General features: G+C 59.5%; 15 protein-coding genes. 13 read left to right on the forward strand and 2 right to left on the reverse strand.

The features are described from left to right. Window positions 1-53: 53 nt before the first annotated feature. A complete protein-coding gene (gene gppA / locus CYR55_RS15255; protein ID WP_101817239.1) occupies window positions 54-1,544 on the reverse strand; it encodes a guanosine-5'-triphosphate,3'-diphosphate diphosphatase in 1,491 nt (496 codons plus the stop codon). A 5-nt stretch (window positions 1,545-1,549) separates the two neighbouring features. Beyond that, window positions 1,550-2,842, reverse strand: coding sequence for an ATP-dependent RNA helicase RhlB (gene rhlB, locus CYR55_RS15260; RefSeq protein WP_101817240.1), 1,293 nt, complete (start codon window positions 2,840-2,842; stop codon window positions 1,550-1,552). A 118-nt stretch (window positions 2,843-2,960) separates the two neighbouring features. Between rhlB and trxA the strand changes: the two genes are divergently transcribed. The 13 genes from trxA to wecG all read left to right on the forward strand — a co-directional run bounded on the left by trxA (window position 2,961) and on the right by wecG (window position 17,127). Further along, window positions 2,961-3,287, forward strand: coding sequence for a thioredoxin TrxA (gene trxA, locus CYR55_RS15265; protein ID WP_072931266.1), 327 nt, complete (start codon window positions 2,961-2,963; stop codon window positions 3,285-3,287). Between the two features lie 445 nt (window positions 3,288-3,732). Beyond that, window positions 3,733-4,992 carry a transcription termination factor Rho gene (rho, locus tag CYR55_RS15270; RefSeq protein WP_072931267.1) on the forward strand — a complete coding sequence of 420 codons (1,260 nt, stop codon included), beginning with the start codon at window positions 3,733-3,735 and terminating at the stop codon, window positions 4,990-4,992. Window positions 4,993-5,289: 297 nt separating this feature from the next. Continuing rightward, on the forward strand, window positions 5,290-6,387 hold the full coding sequence (gene wecA / locus CYR55_RS15275; protein ID WP_101817241.1) for a UDP-N-acetylglucosamine--undecaprenyl-phosphate N-acetylglucosaminephosphotransferase: 1,098 nt from the start codon (window positions 5,290-5,292) through the stop codon (window positions 6,385-6,387). Between the two features lie 20 nt (window positions 6,388-6,407). Next, complete coding sequence (gene wzzE / locus CYR55_RS15280) at window positions 6,408-7,457, forward strand: ECA polysaccharide chain length modulation protein (RefSeq protein ID WP_101817242.1); 1,050 nt, start codon at window positions 6,408-6,410, stop codon at window positions 7,455-7,457. A 66-nt stretch (window positions 7,458-7,523) separates the two neighbouring features. Next, window positions 7,524-8,654 (forward strand): non-hydrolyzing UDP-N-acetylglucosamine 2-epimerase, encoded by a 1,131-nt coding sequence (gene wecB / locus CYR55_RS15285; RefSeq protein WP_101817243.1) that lies wholly within the window; start codon window positions 7,524-7,526, stop codon window positions 8,652-8,654. Beyond that, entirely contained in the window at window positions 8,651-9,913 is a 1,263-nt protein-coding gene (gene wecC / locus CYR55_RS15290; RefSeq protein WP_101817244.1) for a UDP-N-acetyl-D-mannosamine dehydrogenase, read from the forward strand. Before wecB ends, wecC begins: the two co-directional genes overlap by 4 nt. A gap of 62 nt (window positions 9,914-9,975) precedes the next feature. Beyond that, window positions 9,976-10,857, forward strand: coding sequence for a glucose-1-phosphate thymidylyltransferase RfbA (gene rfbA / locus CYR55_RS15295; RefSeq protein WP_072931276.1), 882 nt, complete (start codon window positions 9,976-9,978; stop codon window positions 10,855-10,857). Continuing rightward, window positions 10,835-11,542, forward strand: a complete 708-nt coding sequence (rffC, locus tag CYR55_RS15300; RefSeq protein ID WP_101817245.1) for a dTDP-4-amino-4,6-dideoxy-D-galactose acyltransferase — start codon at window positions 10,835-10,837, stop codon at window positions 11,540-11,542. Before rfbA ends, rffC begins: the two co-directional genes overlap by 23 nt. A 4-nt stretch (window positions 11,543-11,546) precedes the next feature. Next, entirely contained in the window at window positions 11,547-12,677 is a 1,131-nt protein-coding gene (gene rffA / locus CYR55_RS15305; RefSeq protein ID WP_101817246.1) for a dTDP-4-amino-4,6-dideoxygalactose transaminase, read from the forward strand. A gap of 1 nt (window position 12,678) precedes the next feature. Beyond that, entirely contained in the window at window positions 12,679-13,929 is a 1,251-nt protein-coding gene (gene wzxE / locus CYR55_RS15310) for a lipid III flippase WzxE (protein ID WP_101817247.1), read from the forward strand. Then, entirely contained in the window at window positions 13,926-15,011 is a 1,086-nt protein-coding gene (locus tag CYR55_RS15315; RefSeq protein WP_101817248.1) for a TDP-N-acetylfucosamine:lipid II N-acetylfucosaminyltransferase, read from the forward strand. The genes wzxE and CYR55_RS15315 overlap by 4 nt, the downstream gene beginning before the upstream one ends. Continuing rightward, window positions 15,008-16,378 carry an ECA oligosaccharide polymerase gene (wzyE, locus tag CYR55_RS15320; RefSeq protein ID WP_101817249.1) on the forward strand — a complete coding sequence of 457 codons (1,371 nt, stop codon included), beginning with the start codon at window positions 15,008-15,010 and terminating at the stop codon, window positions 16,376-16,378. Before CYR55_RS15315 ends, wzyE begins: the two co-directional genes overlap by 4 nt. An 8-nt stretch (window positions 16,379-16,386) precedes the next feature. Then, entirely contained in the window at window positions 16,387-17,127 is a 741-nt protein-coding gene (gene wecG, locus CYR55_RS15325) for a lipopolysaccharide N-acetylmannosaminouronosyltransferase (protein ID WP_101817250.1), read from the forward strand. The last annotated feature ends 125 nt before the right edge of the window (window positions 17,128-17,252 follow it).

Genomic DNA, 17,252 nt, shown 5'->3' on the forward strand with positions numbered 1-17,252 from the left:
CCCATAACAAACAGCAAAAAGCCCGGCAAGCCGGGCTTTTTGCTGAGCAGGCGTTACGTCATTTCTTCCACGGTCAGCGGCCAGTGGACATAACTTTGCCAATGGCTCTCATGTTCCAGTTCTTCCGCCCGCAGCGGATGCTGTTCCAGCCAGCCATGCGGCACCTGTACCGACAACACATCCTCTTCGGCATGCAGGCGCACCGCCGGCAGGGTGTCATCGCGGCGGCGGCTGGCAAAGATAATCGCCAGCCGTAACAACCGGCAGAGGCGCTGAGCCTGGCGCGGCGGCAAGGCGTTCTGCTGGTCAAGCAGCGTGAGGTCCAGGGTGTTGTTCTGGTTTTGCAGCAGCGTCGCCAGCAGCTTTTTCTGCGCCGGGGTAAAGCCGGGCAGGTCAAGGTGACGGATCAGGTAAGCCGCGTGGTGCGGGGCCTGACGGAAATCAACGCTGAGGCCGATTTCATGGATCAGACAGGCGCTGTTGAGCAATTCACGGGCGAGAGCATCCAGTTGCCACGCCTGCGCCAGTTGCAGGGCAAAACTCTCTGCTAGCTGGGCAACCCGTGCCGCCTGTTCGCTGTCCAGCAGGTAGCGGCGCTGCAAATTGCGCAGTGTGCGGTGGCGGATGTCCTGCTCAATCGGCAGGTGCAACATGCCGTACACCAGCCCTTCACGCAGTGCGCCACCGGCCAGCGTCATGGTGTCGATGTTCAGCGCCTTGAAAATGGCGATCAGAATCGACAGGCCGCTGGGGAACACCAGCGCACGCTCAAGCGTCAGCCCCTCAATTTCCAGCTCTTCCAGCTTGCCGCACTGAATGGCGCGGTGTTTAAGCTGTTGCAGTTTGGGCAGGGTAATGCGTTCATCCATGCCCTGCGCCACCATGATCTCCTGCAACGCCTGCACCGTGCCGGACGCCCCGACGCAAATCTGCCAGCCTTTCTCAATCAGGGCATCCGCCACCGGCGCAATCATCGCCAGCGCGGCTTCCTCAGCCTGGTCAAAATTCGCTTTACCCAGATTGCGGTCGCCGAAGTAACGTTCCAGCCAGGTGACGCAGCCCATCGACAGGCTGAACAGCGCGGTAGACTGCGCGCCCGTGCCGGTCACCAGCTCGGTACTGCCGCCGCCGATGTCGACCACCAGACGCTGATCCGGGCCGCCGGTGGTGTGCGCCACGCCGTGATAGATAAGGCGCGCTTCCTCTTCCCCACTGATCACCTGAATCGGGCAGCCGAGGATCGCCTGCGCCGTTTCCAGGAATTCATCCGTGTTGGTCGCCAGCCGCAGCGTGGCGGTGGCGACAACCCGCACCTGATCGCGCGGGATGTCCTGCAGCCGTTCCGAGAAGAGTTTCAGGCATTGCCAGCCGCGCTGCATCGCCTCATGGGACAGCCGGTTATCTTTGCCCAGACCGGCGGCCAGCCGGACTTTGCGCTTGATGCGTGCCAGCGTCTGGATGCTGCCCGCCACCTCCCGCACCACCAACATATGGAAACTGTTGGAGCCCAGATCGATGGCGGCATAGAGGGAGGAACTGAGCATCGTGGTTAGCCCGGACGTTTACGGTTGGTGCGGGATGCCCCGCTGTTACGGCGTGGTGCGGAACCGTTGCGGCGCGGGCCGTTGCCGGTGCGCGCACGGGCCAGACGTTTTGGTGCCGGCAGGCCGGTCAGCAGCGCATCGCTGTTGTATTTGCTCACCGGGATGCTGTGGCCGGTATAGGCCTCAATCGCCGGCAGGTTCAGCGCATACTCTTCACAGGCGAGGCTGATGGAGTGGCCGCTGGCCCCGGCGCGGCCGGTACGGCCGATGCGGTGCACATAGTCTTCGCAGTCGTCAGGCAGGTCATAGTTAAAGACGTGGGTGACGGCAGGAATATGCAGGCCGCGCGCGGCGACGTCGGTGGCGACCAGGATGTCGATATTGCCTTTGGTGAAATCATCCAGAATACGCAGGCGTTTTTTCTGGGCAACGTCACCGGTCAACAGGCCGACGCGGTGGCCGTCCGCGGCCAGATGGCCCCAGATGTCTTCACAGCGGTGTTTGGTGTTGGCGAAAATAATGCAGCGATCTGGCCACTCTTCTTCCAGCAGCGTTTGCAGCAGGCGCATCTTTTCTTCGTTCGACGGATAGAACAGCTCTTCCTGAATGCGGTGGCCGGTTTTCTGCTCCGGTTCCACTTCAATGGATTCCGCGTTGTTCATGTGCTCGAACGCCAGCTCTTTCACCCGGTAGGAGAGGGTGGCGGAGAACAGCATGTTCAGGCGCTGGTCAGCCGGCGGCATCCGGCGGAACAGCCAGCGGATGTCTTTAATAAAGCCGAGGTCGAACATGCGGTCAGCTTCATCCAGTACCACGACCTGGATCGCGCCCAGGTTAATGTAGTTCTGCTTGGCGTAGTCGATCAGGCGGCCGGTGGTGCCGATCAGGATATCAACGCCGCTCTCCAGCACTTTGAGCTGTTTGTCATAGCCGTCGCCGCCGTAGGCCAGGCCGAGTTTCAGGCCGGTTACCTGGGACAACGCTTCCGCATCCGCATGGATCTGCACGGCCAGTTCACGGGTTGGCGCCATGATCAAGGCGCGCGGCTGGTTGGTCTGACGGTTGGCGTCAGCCGGGTGCGACAATAAATAGTGGAAAGTAGACGCCAGAAACGCCAGCGTCTTGCCGGTACCGGTTTGCGCCTGACCCGCGACATCCCGTCCGGAGACGGTAATCGGCAGTGCTAACGCCTGAATAGGCGTGCAGTTGTGAAAGCCTTTATTTTCAAGGGCTTCAACGACGAGGGGGTGCAGGGCGAAGTCGGAAAACTTCTGTTCGGTTAAGTGTGTTTTGCTCATAGTGTGGTAGAATATCAGCTAACTATTGCTTTACGAAAGCGTATCCGGTGAAATAAAGTCAACCTAATGTTGGTTAATGCTACATCAACTAGGTAGACATAATCCTTTGGAGTAAAACATGAGCGATAAAATTATTCACCTGACTGACGACAGTTTCGACACCGATGTGCTTAAAGCCGAGGGGCTGGTTCTGGTCGATTTCTGGGCAGAGTGGTGTGGTCCTTGTAAGATGATTGCTCCGATTCTGGATGAAATTGCGCAAGAGTTTGACGGCAAGCTGACCATCGCCAAACTGAACATCGATGACAACCCGGGCACCGCGCCGAAATACGGCATCCGTGGTATCCCGACCCTGCTGTTGTTCAGAAACGGTGAAGTCGCTGCCACCAAGGTGGGCGCGCTGTCTAAAGGTCAGCTGAAAGAGTTCCTGACCGCCAATATGTAATCGGCACGGACGTCCGATAAGCCGGGTGTTTAGCGGGGAATGTGAAATTCACGTTGGCCGCTAGACGCCTGCAAAGAAGCGTGTTAAGTTTACTTCTACTGCATATAGAACTTACCTGTAGTTTGAATCCTAAAACAGTGTAGATCCAGAACCTTCCGGGTTTGCTCTGTGTTGAACGCATTGCTTTCTGCGCGGCAATAACATCACGTTATTATTTACCAGCACGAAACTTACGATGCATTTGACAGTCACACGGTTTTGCTAAAATCATTTAGGCACTTTCGTTCTCAGTCTGCCACATTTTCATGAATACCGTAATTTTGCTCACGGTCTCTCTTCAGATAAAACGCACTGAGATTGAATGCCAGTAAACAGGCACGGAATTCGCTGCCATACCATTCACGACAAAGTTCGAGACATACCCCGAGTTTAAGAACCCACCATTATGAATCTTACCGAATTAAAGAACACGCCGGTTTCTGAGCTGATTACTCTCGGCGAAAATATGGGGCTGGAAAACCTGGCCCGCATGCGCAAACAAGACATTATCTTCTCCATTCTTAAGCAGCATGCGAAGAGTGGTGAGGATATCTTCGGCGACGGCGTACTGGAGATATTGCAGGATGGCTTCGGCTTCCTCCGTTCTGCAGACAGCTCCTACCTCGCCGGTCCTGATGACATCTACGTTTCTCCCAGCCAAATCCGCCGCTTTAACCTTCGTACCGGTGACACCATTTCCGGTAAGATTCGTCCCCCGAAAGAGGGTGAGCGTTATTTCGCGCTGCTGAAAGTTAACGAAGTCAACTACGACAAACCAGAAAACGCCCGCAACAAAATCCTGTTCGAAAACCTTACCCCGCTGCATGCCAATTCCCGTCTGCGTATGGAACGCGGCAACGGTTCCACCGAAGACATCACCGCACGCGTGCTGGATCTGGCCTCCCCGATTGGCCGTGGCCAGCGTGGCCTGATTGTGGCACCGCCGAAAGCCGGTAAGACCATGCTGCTGCAGAACATTGCGCAGAGCATCGCCTACAACCACCCGGACTGCGTGCTGATGGTGCTGCTGATTGACGAGCGCCCGGAAGAAGTGACCGAGATGCAGCGTCTGGTGAAGGGTGAAGTAGTCGCGTCGACCTTCGACGAACCGGCTTCCCGTCACGTGCAGGTAGCGGAAATGGTGATCGAGAAGGCCAAGCGCCTGGTTGAGCACAAAAAAGATGTGATCATCCTGCTGGACTCCATCACCCGTCTGGCGCGTGCCTACAACACCGTGGTACCGGCTTCCGGCAAGGTACTGACCGGTGGTGTGGACGCCAATGCCCTGCACCGTCCGAAACGCTTCTTCGGTGCGGCACGTAACATGGAAGAGGGCGGCAGCCTGACCATCATCGCGACTGCACTGGTCGATACCGGTTCGAAGATGGACGAAGTGATTTACGAAGAGTTTAAAGGTACAGGTAACATGGAACTGCACCTGGCGCGTAAAATTGCTGAAAAACGTGTCTTCCCGGCGATTGATTACAACCGCTCCGGTACCCGTAAAGAAGAGTTGCTGGCTACGCAGGAAGAGCTGCAAAAAATGTGGATCCTCCGCAAGATTATTCACCCGATGGGCGAAATCGACGCGATGGAATTCCTCATTAATAAGCTCGCGATGACCAAAACGAATGATGAATTCTTCGACATGATGAAGCGCTCATAATTCTGTAAAACTCGGGGAACGCCACGCTAAGTCGTGGCGTTTTTTGCTTTTGATAGTTACGATAAGCCATTAAAAGTTTCATGAATGTCATATTCAGATAATGACGGATGGCGTTTTAGTGACTGTTTTTCTAAGTTAATGGATTTTCCGGGTGAGCACGCAGCGCAATCCGTAAGGTTTTTGACACGCCAGAACCATAACTGTCACCATAGGATAGGACTGTAAGGCCACGAGGGTTTATGACATTGCCAGGTTGCAAACCAGAGTGCCTTATCATTTTGCAGAGAGCTGTTAACTGTGAATCTACTCACTATGAGTACTGATCTTCTCTTTATCTTCCTGTTTTCCTTCTGTTTTTTATTTGCTGCCCGTAAAGTCGCGAAGAAAATTGGTCTCGTTGATAAACCTAATTACCGTAAACGCCATCAGGGGCTGATTCCACTGGTCGGCGGCATTTCGGTTTTCGCCGGAATCTGTTTTACCTTCCTGATCTCCGATTTCCATATCCCCCATTCCCTGCTTTACCTGAGCTGCGCCGGTGTGCTGGTGCTGGTTGGGGCGCTGGATGACCGCTATGACATCAGCGTGAAAATCCGCGCGCTGGTGCAGGCGCTGGTCGGCATCGCCATGATGGTGTTTGCCGGGCTGACGCTGAAAAGCCTGGGGCATATCCTGGGGCCGTGGGAAATGGTGCTGGGGCCGTTCGGCTATCTGGTCACGTTGTTTGCCGTGTGGGCCGCGATCAACGCCTTTAACATGGTGGACGGCATCGACGGCCTGCTGGGCGGGCTTTCCTGCGTCTCCTTCGGGGCGATGGGCATCCTGGTCTATCAGGCCGGGCATGTTGACCTGGCGCTCTGGTGCTTCGCGATGATTGCCGCCATCATCCCCTATATCCTGCTTAACCTCGGTGCGCTCGGCCGGCGTTATAAGGTGTTCATGGGCGATGCCGGCAGCACGCTGATTGGCTTTACCGCCATCTGGATCCTGATGCAGAGCACCCAGGGGCCAACCCCGCCGATGAACCCGGTCACGGCGCTGTGGCTTATCGCCATTCCGCTGATGGACATGATCGCCATCATGTACCGCCGCCTGCGCAAGGGCATGAGCCCCTTCTCGCCGGACCGCCAGCACATCCACCATCTGATTATGCGCGCCGGATTCTCTTCCCGGCAGGCGTTCGTGCTGATTACGCTGGCAGCGGCCATCCTGGCGGCGATCGGGGTCATTGGTGAACGGCTGGTGTTTGTGCCGGAGTGGATGATGCTGTTCCTGTTCCTGCTGGCGTTTCTGCTGTATGGCTACTGCATCAAACGCGCCTGGCGCGTGGCCCGGTTTATCAAACGTATTAAGCGCCGCATGCGCCGCTCCACGATCAATAAGCACGTATCTTAACCCGAGGTGTTCCGGCAGTGATGAAATCTGAGACGTTACCGACTTCCAAGACACACCCTGTAGAAAATGAACTGGATATCCGCGGGTTGTGCTGTGCGCTGTGGCGCGGCAAACGCTGGATAATCGGGCTGGCCTTGCTGTTCGCCGTTCTGGCGCTGGGCGTCTCTTACCTGGTAGAGCAGAAATGGAGTACGACGGCCATCACTGACCGGCCGACGGTCAATAACCTGGGCGGCTACTATTCGCAGCAGCAGTTCCTGCGCAACCTGGATGTGCGGGCGGCCAATGCGCCGGTGGGCGACCAGCCCTCGATCTCAGATGAGGCCTATAATGAATTCATCATGCAGCTGGCGGCCTATGACACGCGCCGTGACTTCTGGTTGCAGACGGATTATTACAAACAGCGCCAGGAAGGGGATGTCAACGCGGATGCCGCATTACTGGATAAGCTGATCAGCACCATTCAGTTCATTCCGCGTGATGACAAAAAATTCCTGAATGACAGTGTGAAACTCACGGCAGAAACCGCCGTGGATGCCAATAAACTGTTACGCCAGTATGTGGCCTTTGCCAGCCAGCGGGCGGTGCAACACCTGAACGATGAGTTGCAGGGGGCGTGGGCGGCGCGCACCGTCTCGATGCTGGCGCAGGTGAAGCGGCAGGAAGCGGTGGCCGCGGCGGTGTATAAGCGCGCGATGAACAGCGTGGAGCAGGCATTGAAAATTGCCCGCCAGCAGAACATCAGCCGCAGCCAGACGGATACCCCGGCCGAGCAGCTGCCGGATTCCGACATGTTTTTATTGGGCACGCCGATGTTGCAGGCCCGCCTGGAGTCTTTACAGGCGTCCGGCCCGAGTTATGACATCAGTTACGATCAGAACCGGGCCATGTTATCGACCCTCAACGTAGGGCCGACGTTAGATGCAAAATTCCAGACCTACCGCTATCTGCGTACGCCGGAGGAGCCGGTCACGCGTGATAGCCCGCGCCGCGCATTCCTGATGGTAATGTGGGGCGTTGTGGGAGCGTTGATCGGCGCGGGAATTGCTCTGGTGCGCCGACGGGCTTAACTGAACGATAAACGGACGCGCCAGGCACCCGCGGGCCGCGTCCCCACGACTTAAAAGAGATTCGCTGTGAAAGTGTTGACTGTTTTCGGCACCCGCCCGGAAGCCATTAAAATGGCCCCGCTGGTACACGCTCTGGCCCAGGATGAGGCCTTTGAAGCAAAAGTATGCGTAACGGCTCAACATCGTGAGATGTTGGATCAGGTTCTGCGTCTGTTTGATATCGAACCCGATTTTGATCTCAACATCATGCGCCCCGGCCAGGGGCTGACCGAAATCACCTGCCGCATCCTTGAGGGGCTAAAGCCGGTGCTGGAGGCGTTCCGGCCGGACGTGGTGCTGGTGCACGGCGATACCACCACCACCATGGCCACCAGCCTGGCGGCGTTTTACCAGCGCATCCCGGTCGGCCACGTGGAGGCCGGGTTACGCACCGGCGATCTCTTTTCCCCCTGGCCGGAAGAGGCCAACCGCAAGCTTACCGGCACCCTCGCCACCTGGCACTTTGCGCCGACAGAGAATTCGCGCCGCAACCTGCTGGGCGAGTCCACGCCGGAGAGCCGCATCGTGGTCACCGGCAACACGGTGATTGATGCACTGCTGTGGGTACGTGACCGCATCCTCGGCAATGCCGAACTGGTCGGTGAGCTGGCCCGGCGCTACGCCTTTTTAGACAATAACAAGAAACTGATTCTGGTGACCGGCCACCGGCGCGAAAGCTTCGGCGGCGGGTTTGAGCGCATCTGTACCGCGCTGGCGGAGATTGCCCGCCGGCACCCGGACGTGCAGGTCGTCTACCCGGTGCACCTCAACCCGAACGTCAGCGAGCCGGTCAACCGCATCCTCAGCGGCATCGGTAACATCTTCCTGATTGAGCCGCAGGACTACCTGCCGTTTGTCTATCTGATGGATCGTGCCTACCTGATCCTGACCGATTCCGGCGGCATTCAGGAAGAGGCGCCTTCGCTCGGCAAACCGGTGCTGGTGATGCGCGATACCACAGAGCGCCCGGAAGCGGTGGACGCCGGCACCGTGCGGCTGGTCGGCACCGACATGGCAAAAATCGTGCAGGAGGTGACCCGCCTGCTGACCGATGACAACGAATATCACGCCATGAGCCGGGCGCATAACCCTTACGGCGACGGACACGCCTGCCAGCGTATTCTTCACGCATTAAAGACCCATCAGGTGAAGCCATGAGTTTTGAAACTATCTCTGTGATCGGCCTGGGCTACATCGGCCTGCCGACGGCGGCGGCGTTTGCCTCCCGCCAGAAAAACGTGATCGGTGTGGACATCAACCCACACGCGGTGGAAACCATTAACCGCGGCGCAATCCACATCGTCGAGCCGGATCTGGATGTGGTGGTCAGGCGCGCCGTTGAGGAGAAGTATCTGCGCGCGGTGATTGCCCCGCAGCCCGCCGATGCCTTCCTGATTGCGGTGCCGACCCCGTTCAAGGGCGACCATCAGCCCGACATGGTGTATGTCGAGGCGGCGGCCCGCTCTATTGCCACCGTGCTGAAGAAAGGCGATCTGGTGATCCTCGAGTCCACCTCACCGGTGGGCGCCACGGAGCAGATGGCCGGCTGGCTGGCGGACTCACGCCCGGATCTGACCTTCCCGCAGCAGGCGGGTGAGCAGGCGGACGTCAACATCGCCTATTGCCCGGAGCGCGTGCTGCCGGGGCAGGTGATGGTGGAGCTTATCAAGAATGACCGGGTGATCGGCGGCATGACGCCCGCCTGTTCCGCCCGCGCCAGCGCGCTGTACAACATCTTCCTGGAAGGGGAGTGCGTGGAAACCAACGCCCGCACCGCCGAGATGTGCAAACTCACCGAAAACAGCTTCCGCGACGTGAACATCGCGTTCGCCAATGAGCTGTCGCTGATTTGTGCCGCGCAGGGCATCAACGTCTGGGAGCTGATCCGGCTGGCAAACCGCCACCCGCGCGTCAACATCCTGCAGCCTGGCCCCGGCGTCGGCGGCCACTGCATCGCGGTCGACCCGTGGTTCATCGTGGCACAGAACCCGGAACTGGCGCGGCTGATCCGCACCGCGCGCGAAGTGAATGACAGCAAACCGCACTGGGTGGTGGAGCAGGTCAAAGCCGCGGTGGCGGATTGCCTGGCCGCCAATGACCAGCGCGCGTCAGACGTGACCATCGCCTGCTTTGGCCTGGCATTCAAACCAAACATCGATGACCTGCGTGAAAGCCCGGCGGTGGAAGTTGCGCAGCTGATCGCAGAGTGGCACCGCGGCGACACGCTGGTGGTGGAGCCGCACGTTGAGCACCTGCCGAAAGCGCTGGTCGGCCATACCACGCTGGTAAGCCTGGATGAGGCGTTGCAGCGGGCGGACGTGGTGGTGATGCTGGTGGACCATCAGGTGTTTAAAGCCATTCCGGCCGCGACTGTCCGCCAGCCGTGGATTGTGGATACCAAAGGGGTGTGGCGCTGAGCTGCACCCACCGGCACGTTTAGGGCTGAACGATTCCCCGCCGCAGCGGGACTGGAGAGCATATGAAAGGCATTATTCTGGCGGGCGGCTCCGGCACCCGGCTTCATCCCATTACCCGCGGCGTCTCCAAACAGCTGCTGCCGATTTACGACAAGCCGATGATCTACTATCCGCTGTCGGTGCTGATGCTGGCGGGTATCCGCGACATCCTGATTATCTCCACGCCGGAAGACATGGCCTCCTACCAGCGTTTGCTGGGCAGCGGCGAAGAGTTCGGCATCCGCCTGCAATATGAAGTGCAGGCCAGCCCGGACGGGCTGGCGCAGGCGTTCCTGATTGGTGAAGAGTTCATCAACGGCGAACCCACCTGCCTGGTGCTGGGCGACAACATCTATTTCGGCCAGGCCTTCAGCCCGAAACTGAAAAACGTGGCAGCGCGTGAGCGCGGCGCGACGGTATTCGGCTATCAGGTCATGGACCCGGAACGCTTTGGCGTGGTGGAGTTTGACGAGAACTTCCGCGCCCTGTCGCTGGAGGAGAAGCCGCTCAAGCCGCGTTCCAACTGGGCAGTGACCGGCCTCTATTTCTACGATGCGCAGGTGGTCGAGTTCGCCAAACAGGTAAAACCCTCGGTGCGTGGCGAACTGGAAATTACCTCGATTAACCAGATGTATCTGGATCGCGGTGAGCTGACGGTGGAATTGCTGGGGCGCGGTTTTGCCTGGCTTGATACCGGCACCCACGACAGCCTGATCGAGGCGAGCAGCTTTGTGCAGACGGTGGAAAAGCGCCAGGGCTTCAAAATCGCCTGTCTGGAAGAGATTGGCTGGCGCAACGGCTGGCTGGATGACGAGGCGATCCGCCGCGCGGCCCAGTCGCTGGCGAAAACCGGCTACGGCAAATACCTGCTGGATCTGTTACATGCGCGTCCACGCCAATATTGAGTCGCTGGCCTGGGAGAGTGATTTCTTCCAGCGCACCAGCGCAAAGCTTCATTTCACTGCGGAGGCCGCACTGCTGACCGGCGAGCGGCTGGATGCGTACCAGATTGTGCAGGCCAAAATCACGGCCGCCGAGCTGCCGCTGGCCGATGCGCTGGCCGGCCTGGGGTTTCGCCTGGCGGAAGGGGAAGTCGATTTTACCCTGACAATCACGCCTGACGCCGCCGTGCGCCCCAGCCCGCTGGCCGTGCGGCCGGCCGGTGAGGCGGACATTTCCGCCCTGCAACAGGCCGCTGCCGCTGCCTTCGCCCTCAGCCGTTTCCGTGCCCCCTGGTATCTGCCGCAGGACAGCGGCCGCTTCTATGCCCAGTGGGTCACCAACGCGGTGCGCGGCAGTTTTGACCACGTTTGCCTGCTGGTGGAGGATAGCCGGCAGCGGCCGCAGGGGTTTGTCACCTTGCGGCGCACCGGTGAGCATGAGGCGCGCATCGGCCTGCTGGCCGCCTGGCCGGGTGCCGGTGGGCGCGGCGTGGGCACCTGCCTGATGCAGGCGGCCAAACAGTGGTGCCGCGCAGAACAGCGTTCACACCTGCACGTAGCGACCCAGAGCGGGAACGTTGCAGCAATGCGTCTTTATATTGGCAGTGGCGCGTCAGTGGCGGCCACTTCATTTTGGTTGTACAGGTGATCCTATGATTCCATTTAATGCGCCACCGGTAGTGGGCACTGAAATTGATTACATGCAGTCCGCCATGAGCAGCGGCAAACTCTGCGGTGACGGCGGCTACACCCGCCGCTGCCAGCAGTGGATTGAACAGAATTTTGGCTGCCCGAAAGTGTTGCTCACCCCGTCCTGCACTGCGTCGCTGGAGATGGCCGCGCTGCTGCTCGACATCAAAGCGGGTGATGAAGTGATCATGCCGAGCTACACCTTTGTCTCGACCGCCAACGCCTTTGTGCTGCGCGGCGCGAAAATCGTGTTTGTGGATATCCGCCCGGATACCATGAACATTGATGAGACCAAAATCGAGGCGGCCATCACAGAGAACACCCGCGCGATTGTGCCGGTGCACTACGCGGGCGTGGCCTGCGAAATGGACACCATCATGGCGCTGGCGGAAAAGTACCGCCTTTACGTGGTGGAAGATGCCGCGCAGGGCGTGATGTCGAAATACAAAGGCAAAGCGCTTGGCACCATCGGCCACATCGGCTGTTTCAGCTTCCATGAAACCAAAAACTACACCGCAGGCGGTGAGGGCGGCGCGACGTTGATCAATGACCGCACGCTGATCGAGCGTGCCGAGATCATCCGTGAAAAAGGCACCAACCGCAGCCAGTTCTTCCGCGGCCAGGTTGATAAATATACCTGGCGGGACATCGGCTCCAGTTACCTGATGTCTGACCTTCAGGCCGGCTATCTCTGGGCGCAACTGGAGGCGGCCGACCGCATCAACCAGCGCCGCCTGCTGCTCTGGACGAACTATTATGAAGCGCTGTCACGGCTGGCGAAGCAGGGGCGCATTGCGCTGCCCGCCATCCCGGCCAGTTGTGTGCACAACGCCCACATGTTCTACATCAAGCTGCGGGACATCGCCGAGCGTGACGCCCTGATCGCCTACATGAAAGAGGCGGAGATCATGTCGGTGTTCCACTACATCCCGCTGCACAGCAGCCCGGCCGGGCAGCAGTTTGGCCGTTTCGCCGGGGAAGACCGCTTCACCACCGCCGAAAGCGAGCGGTTGGTACGCCTGCCGCTGTTCTACAACCTGCCTGATGTTAACCAACGCACGGTCATTAATACGCTTCTGAGCTTCTTTGCCTGATATGTCACTGGCCAAAGCATCTGTCTGGACCGCAGGCTCGACGTTAATCAAAATTGGCGTCGGGCTTATTGTGGTCAAACTTCTTGCCGTCAGCTTCGGCCCCAGCGGGGTCGGGCAGGCGGGTAACTTCCGTCAACTGATCACCGTGCTGGGCGTGCTCTCCGGCGCGGGTATTTTCAACGGCGTCACTAAGTACGTGGCGGAGCATCAACAGGACGCAACGCGGCTGCGGGCGGTGCTCGGCACCGCTTCCACGCTAATCCTCGGTTTCTCCACCCTGCTGGCGCTGGTGTTCCTGCTGGCGGCCGCGCCCATCAGCGCCGGGCTGTTCGGCCACGATCGCTACCAGAACGTGGTGCGCTGCGTGGCACTGGTGCAGATGGGCATTGCTTACGCCAACTTTTTCCTGGCGATCCTGAAGGGTTACCGCGACGCGCTGGGCAATGCGCTGGCGATTGTCGGCGGCAGCCTGATCGGGCTGGTAGCCTATATCCTCTGCTTCCGGCTGGGCGGTTATGAAGGTGCGCTGGCCGGGCTGGCGCTGGTACCGGCGCTGGCAGTGATCCCGGCCGGGCTGCTGCTGGCGAAACGCCGCCGCTTCCCGCTGCGTGATCTGAAACCGGGCTGGGACCGGCTGCTGGCCGGGCAGTTCGCCAAGTTCACGCTGATGGCGCTGATGACCGCCGTGACCCTGCCGGTCGCCTATATCATGATGCGTAACCTGCTGGCGGCACACTATGGCTGGGACGCGGTCGGCATCTGGCAGGGCGTAAGCAGCATCTCTGATGCTTACCTGCAATTTATCACCGCCTCGTTCAGCGTTTACCTGCTGCCGACGCTGTCGCGCCTGACGGAGAAATCCGCCGTCACCCGTGAGATCGGCCGCTCGCTGGCCTTTGTGTTACCGGCGGTGGCAGCGGTGAGCTTCGGCGTCTGGCTGCTGCGCGATGTGGCGATCTGGCTGCTGTTCTCTGAGAAATTCACCGCGATGCGTGACCTGTTCGCCTGGCAACTGGTGGGTGACGTGCTGAAAGTCGGGGCGTATGTGTATGGCTATCTGGTGATCGCCCGCGCCTCGTTGCGCTTCTACCTGCTCACCGAGCTGAGCCAGTTCCTGCTGCTGACCGGTTTTGCCCACTGGCTGATTCCGGCGCACGGCGCGCTGGGGGCGGCACAGGCCTATATGGCCACCTATTGTGTCTATTTCTTGCTCTGTAGCACTGTTTTCCTGATTTATCGTAGGCGGGCATGACAACACTTATTCACGTTCTGGGATCTGACATCCCACACCATAATCTCACGGTGCTGCGCTTCTTTAATGAGGTGCTGCTGCCGCGCGTCCCGGCCGGGCAGGCGAATACCTTTATGGTCGTCGCTGCCGATGCCGCAGCGTTCGCGGCTTTCCGTGAGCTTAAGATTGAGGTTTTCCCGGATAAACCGTCGCTGGCACAAGCGGTGATTCGCCGCGCGCAGCAGGATCGGCAGACGCGATTTTTCCTGCACGGGCAATTTAACCCGGCGCTGTGGCTGGCGCTGTTGCAACGCAAAATCCGGCCGCAGCAGGTTTACTGGCATGTCTGGGGCGCAGATCTGTATGAAGAGGCCAAAGGCTGGAAATTCCGCGCCTTCTACCTGTTGCGGCGGCTGGCGCAGGGGCGCGTTGGCCATGTGTTCGCCACGCGCGGGGACATCCAGCACTACCGGCAGCGCCACCCGCGGGTTCCGGCGTCTTTGCTCTACTTCCCGACGCGCATGGTCCCGGCGCTGAGCATGCCCGCGCGGACGCAGGCGGGCGGCCAGCCGCTGACGATTCTGGTGGGGAACTCCGGCGACCGCACCAACCGCCATATTGAGGCGTTGCAGGCAATCCACCGTGATTTCGGCAGCAATGTGAAGGTCGTGGTGCCGCTGGGCTACCCGGCCAATAACGAGGCGTACATTGCGCAGATCCGGCAGGCGGGGGCGGCGCTGTTCCCGCCGGAAAACCTGCACCTGCTGACGGCGCAGATGGCCTTCCCGGACTACCTGGCACTGCTGCAACGCTGTGACCTCGGCTACTTTATCTTTAACCGCCAGCAGGGCATCGGCACGCTCTGTTTGCTGATTCAGTCCGGCATTCCGTTTGTGCTGAGCCGCAAAAACCCGTTCTGGCAGGATCTGGCGGAACAGCACCTGCCGGTGCTGTTTTATGGCGATGCGCTGGACGACGCCACCGTGCGCGAGGCGCAACGGCAGATGGCGCTGGTGGACAAGCAGGCGATCGCCTTCTTCAACCCGAACTATATTGATGGCTGGGTAAGCGCCCTGGCGCAGGCCGCAGGGGAGGCACCATGACGCTGGGCGAATTTGGCGGGCTGAGTGTGGTATACCTCGCGTCGCTGCTGTTTATCCTGACGGTGAGCTACCGGGAGTTCCGCCGGGTGCGGTTTAACTTCAACGTTTTCTTCTCGCTGCTCTACCTGCTGACTTTCTATTTCGGCTTCCCGCTCACCTGCTTGCTGGTGTTTGAATTTGATGTCGCGGTGGTGCCGCCGGAATTCCTGTTGCAGGCGCTGCTCTCGGCCACCTGTTTCTATGCCATCTACTACGTGGCCTACAAAACGCGGCTACGCACCGCCACCGCCGCCGCGCGGCCACCGCTGTTCACCCTGAACCGTATAGAGGCGCACCTCACCTGGGGGTTGCTGGCGCTGATTGCGATAGGCACCGTCACGGTGTTCTTTATGCACAACGGCTTCCTGCTGTTTAAGCTCAACGCCTATAGCGAGATCTTCTCCAGTGAAGTGTCCGGCGTGGCGCTGAAGCGCTTCTTCTATTTCTTCATCCCGGCGATGCTGGTGGTCTACTTCCTGCGGCAGGATCTGCGCAGCTGGCTGTTCTTCCTGGTCAGCACCGTAGCCTTCGGCATCCTGACCTATATGATCGTCGGCGGCACACGCGCCAACATCATCATCGCGTTTGCGCTGTTCCTGTTTATCGGCATTGTGCGCGGCTGGATCACCCTGTGGATGCTGGCCGCCGCCGGGGTGTTCGGCATCGTCGGCATGTTCTGGCTGGCGCTGAAGCGCTATAGCCTGGACGTCAGCGGCGCGGAGGCGTTCTACACCTTCCTGTACCTGACGCGCGACACCTTCTCGCCGTGGGAGAACCTGGCGCTGCTGCTGCAAAACTATGACAAGATCGACTTCCAGGGGCTGGCGCCGATGGCGCGCGACTTCTACGTGTTCATCCCGAGCTGGCTCTGGCCGGGGCGGCCTTCGGAAGTGCTCAACAGCGCCAACTACTTTACCTGGGAAGTGCTGGACAACCACTCCGGCCTCGCCATTTCGCCGACGCTTATCGGCTCGCTGGTGGTGATGGGCGGCGTCTGGTTTATTCCGCTCGGTGCCGTGGCGGTGGGCTGGGTAATTAAATGGTTTGACTGGCTGTATGAGCAGGGCAAAGCGGAAAATAACCGCTATAAATCGGCGGTGTTGCAGGCGTTCTGTTTTGGGGCGGTGTTTAATATGATCGTACTGGCGCGTGAGGGCGTTGACGCCTTTGGCTCCCGTGTGGTCTTCTTCTGCCTGATTTTTGGTGCCTGTCTGGTGGCGGCGAAACTGTTGTACTGGATGCTTGATGCGGGCGGCCTGATCAGGCCGCGCGGCGGTTGCGGGGAAAGGGCTTCCCCGGCGTCGCCCCCGGCGGACGGCATCCTGTAAGGAAATTCATGGACTCACTACGTTCTGTCCCCAAATACACCATCCGTGGCCTGGAGATTTGGGGGTTTAAAAATATGGCGCAGTTTCTTGACCACCTGTTTGCCGGCCGCCAGGTGCGCACCGGCACCCTGGTGGCGATTAACGCGGAAAAGGTGCTGGCAACAGAACGCGATGCCGCATTGCATGCGCTGATTAACGGTGTGGAATATAAGTACGCCGACGGCATCAGCATTGTGCGCTCTATCCGCCGCAAATACCCGGGGGCGGAGGTGTCGCGCATCGCCGGGGCGGATCTTTGGGAAGCGTTGATGGCGCGCGCCGGGCAGGAGGGCACGCCGGTGTTCCTGATTGGCGGCAAGCCGGAGATTCTGGCCCAGACCGAAGAGAAACTGCGCGCGCAGTGGAACGTCAATATTGTCGGCAGCCAGAACGGCTACTTCACACCGGAGCAGCGCCAGCCGCTGTTTGAGCGGGTGAAAGCCAGCGGCGCGGCGATTGTCACCGTGGCGATGGGCTCACCACGGCAGGAAGTGCTGATGCGGGACTGCCGGGCGCTCCACCCGCACGCGCTCTATATGGGGGTCGGCGGCACCTACGATGTCTTCACCGGCCATGTAAAGCGCGCGCCGAAATTCTGGCAGAACACCGGGCTGGAGTGGCTCTACCGGCTGATCCTGCAACCGAGCCGGCTGGGCCGTCAGTTAAAGCTGCTGAAATACCTGCGTTACCACTTCACCGATCAACTCTGAAACCGCGTACGTCCTGCAATTCAGGGCGTACGCTGCACACTTTTTGCAAAAAAAGCGGTGAGCCTGCTTCAAGGCTTGCACATTCTGGTTTGCTTCTATTGAGAAAATACGGAACCATAGCGCCC

The organism is Chimaeribacter californicus (genome assembly GCF_002858675.1).
Taxonomy (GTDB): domain Bacteria; phylum Pseudomonadota; class Gammaproteobacteria; order Enterobacterales; family Enterobacteriaceae; genus Chimaeribacter; species Chimaeribacter californicus.

Bases quoted from the DNA above. Each gene is read 5' to 3' on its own strand.
- rffA (WP_101817246.1), top strand. From the start codon at position 11,547: ATGATTCCATTTAATGCGCCACCGGTAGTGGGCACTGAAATTGATTAC.
- wzxE (WP_101817247.1), top strand. From the start codon at position 12,679: ATGTCACTGGCCAAAGCATCTGTCTGGACCGCAGGCTCGACGTTAATC.
- rffC (WP_101817245.1), top strand. From the start codon at position 10,835: ATGCGCGTCCACGCCAATATTGAGTCGCTGGCCTGGGAGAGTGATTTC.
- wecG (WP_101817250.1), top strand. From the start codon at position 16,387: ATGGACTCACTACGTTCTGTCCCCAAATACACCATCCGTGGCCTGGAG.
- trxA (WP_072931266.1), top strand. From the start codon at position 2,961: ATGAGCGATAAAATTATTCACCTGACTGACGACAGTTTCGACACCGAT.
- rfbA (WP_072931276.1), top strand. From the start codon at position 9,976: ATGAAAGGCATTATTCTGGCGGGCGGCTCCGGCACCCGGCTTCATCCC.
- rho (WP_072931267.1), top strand. From the start codon at position 3,733: ATGAATCTTACCGAATTAAAGAACACGCCGGTTTCTGAGCTGATTACT.
- rhlB (WP_101817240.1), bottom strand. From the start codon at position 2,842: ATGAGCAAAACACACTTAACCGAACAGAAGTTTTCCGACTTCGCCCTG.
- CYR55_RS15315 (WP_101817248.1), top strand. From the start codon at position 13,926: ATGACAACACTTATTCACGTTCTGGGATCTGACATCCCACACCATAAT.
- wzzE (WP_101817242.1), top strand. From the start codon at position 6,408: ATGAAATCTGAGACGTTACCGACTTCCAAGACACACCCTGTAGAAAAT.
- wecC (WP_101817244.1), top strand. From the start codon at position 8,651: ATGAGTTTTGAAACTATCTCTGTGATCGGCCTGGGCTACATCGGCCTG.
- gppA (WP_101817239.1), bottom strand. From the start codon at position 1,544: ATGCTCAGTTCCTCCCTCTATGCCGCCATCGATCTGGGCTCCAACAGT.
- wzyE (WP_101817249.1), top strand. From the start codon at position 15,008: ATGACGCTGGGCGAATTTGGCGGGCTGAGTGTGGTATACCTCGCGTCG.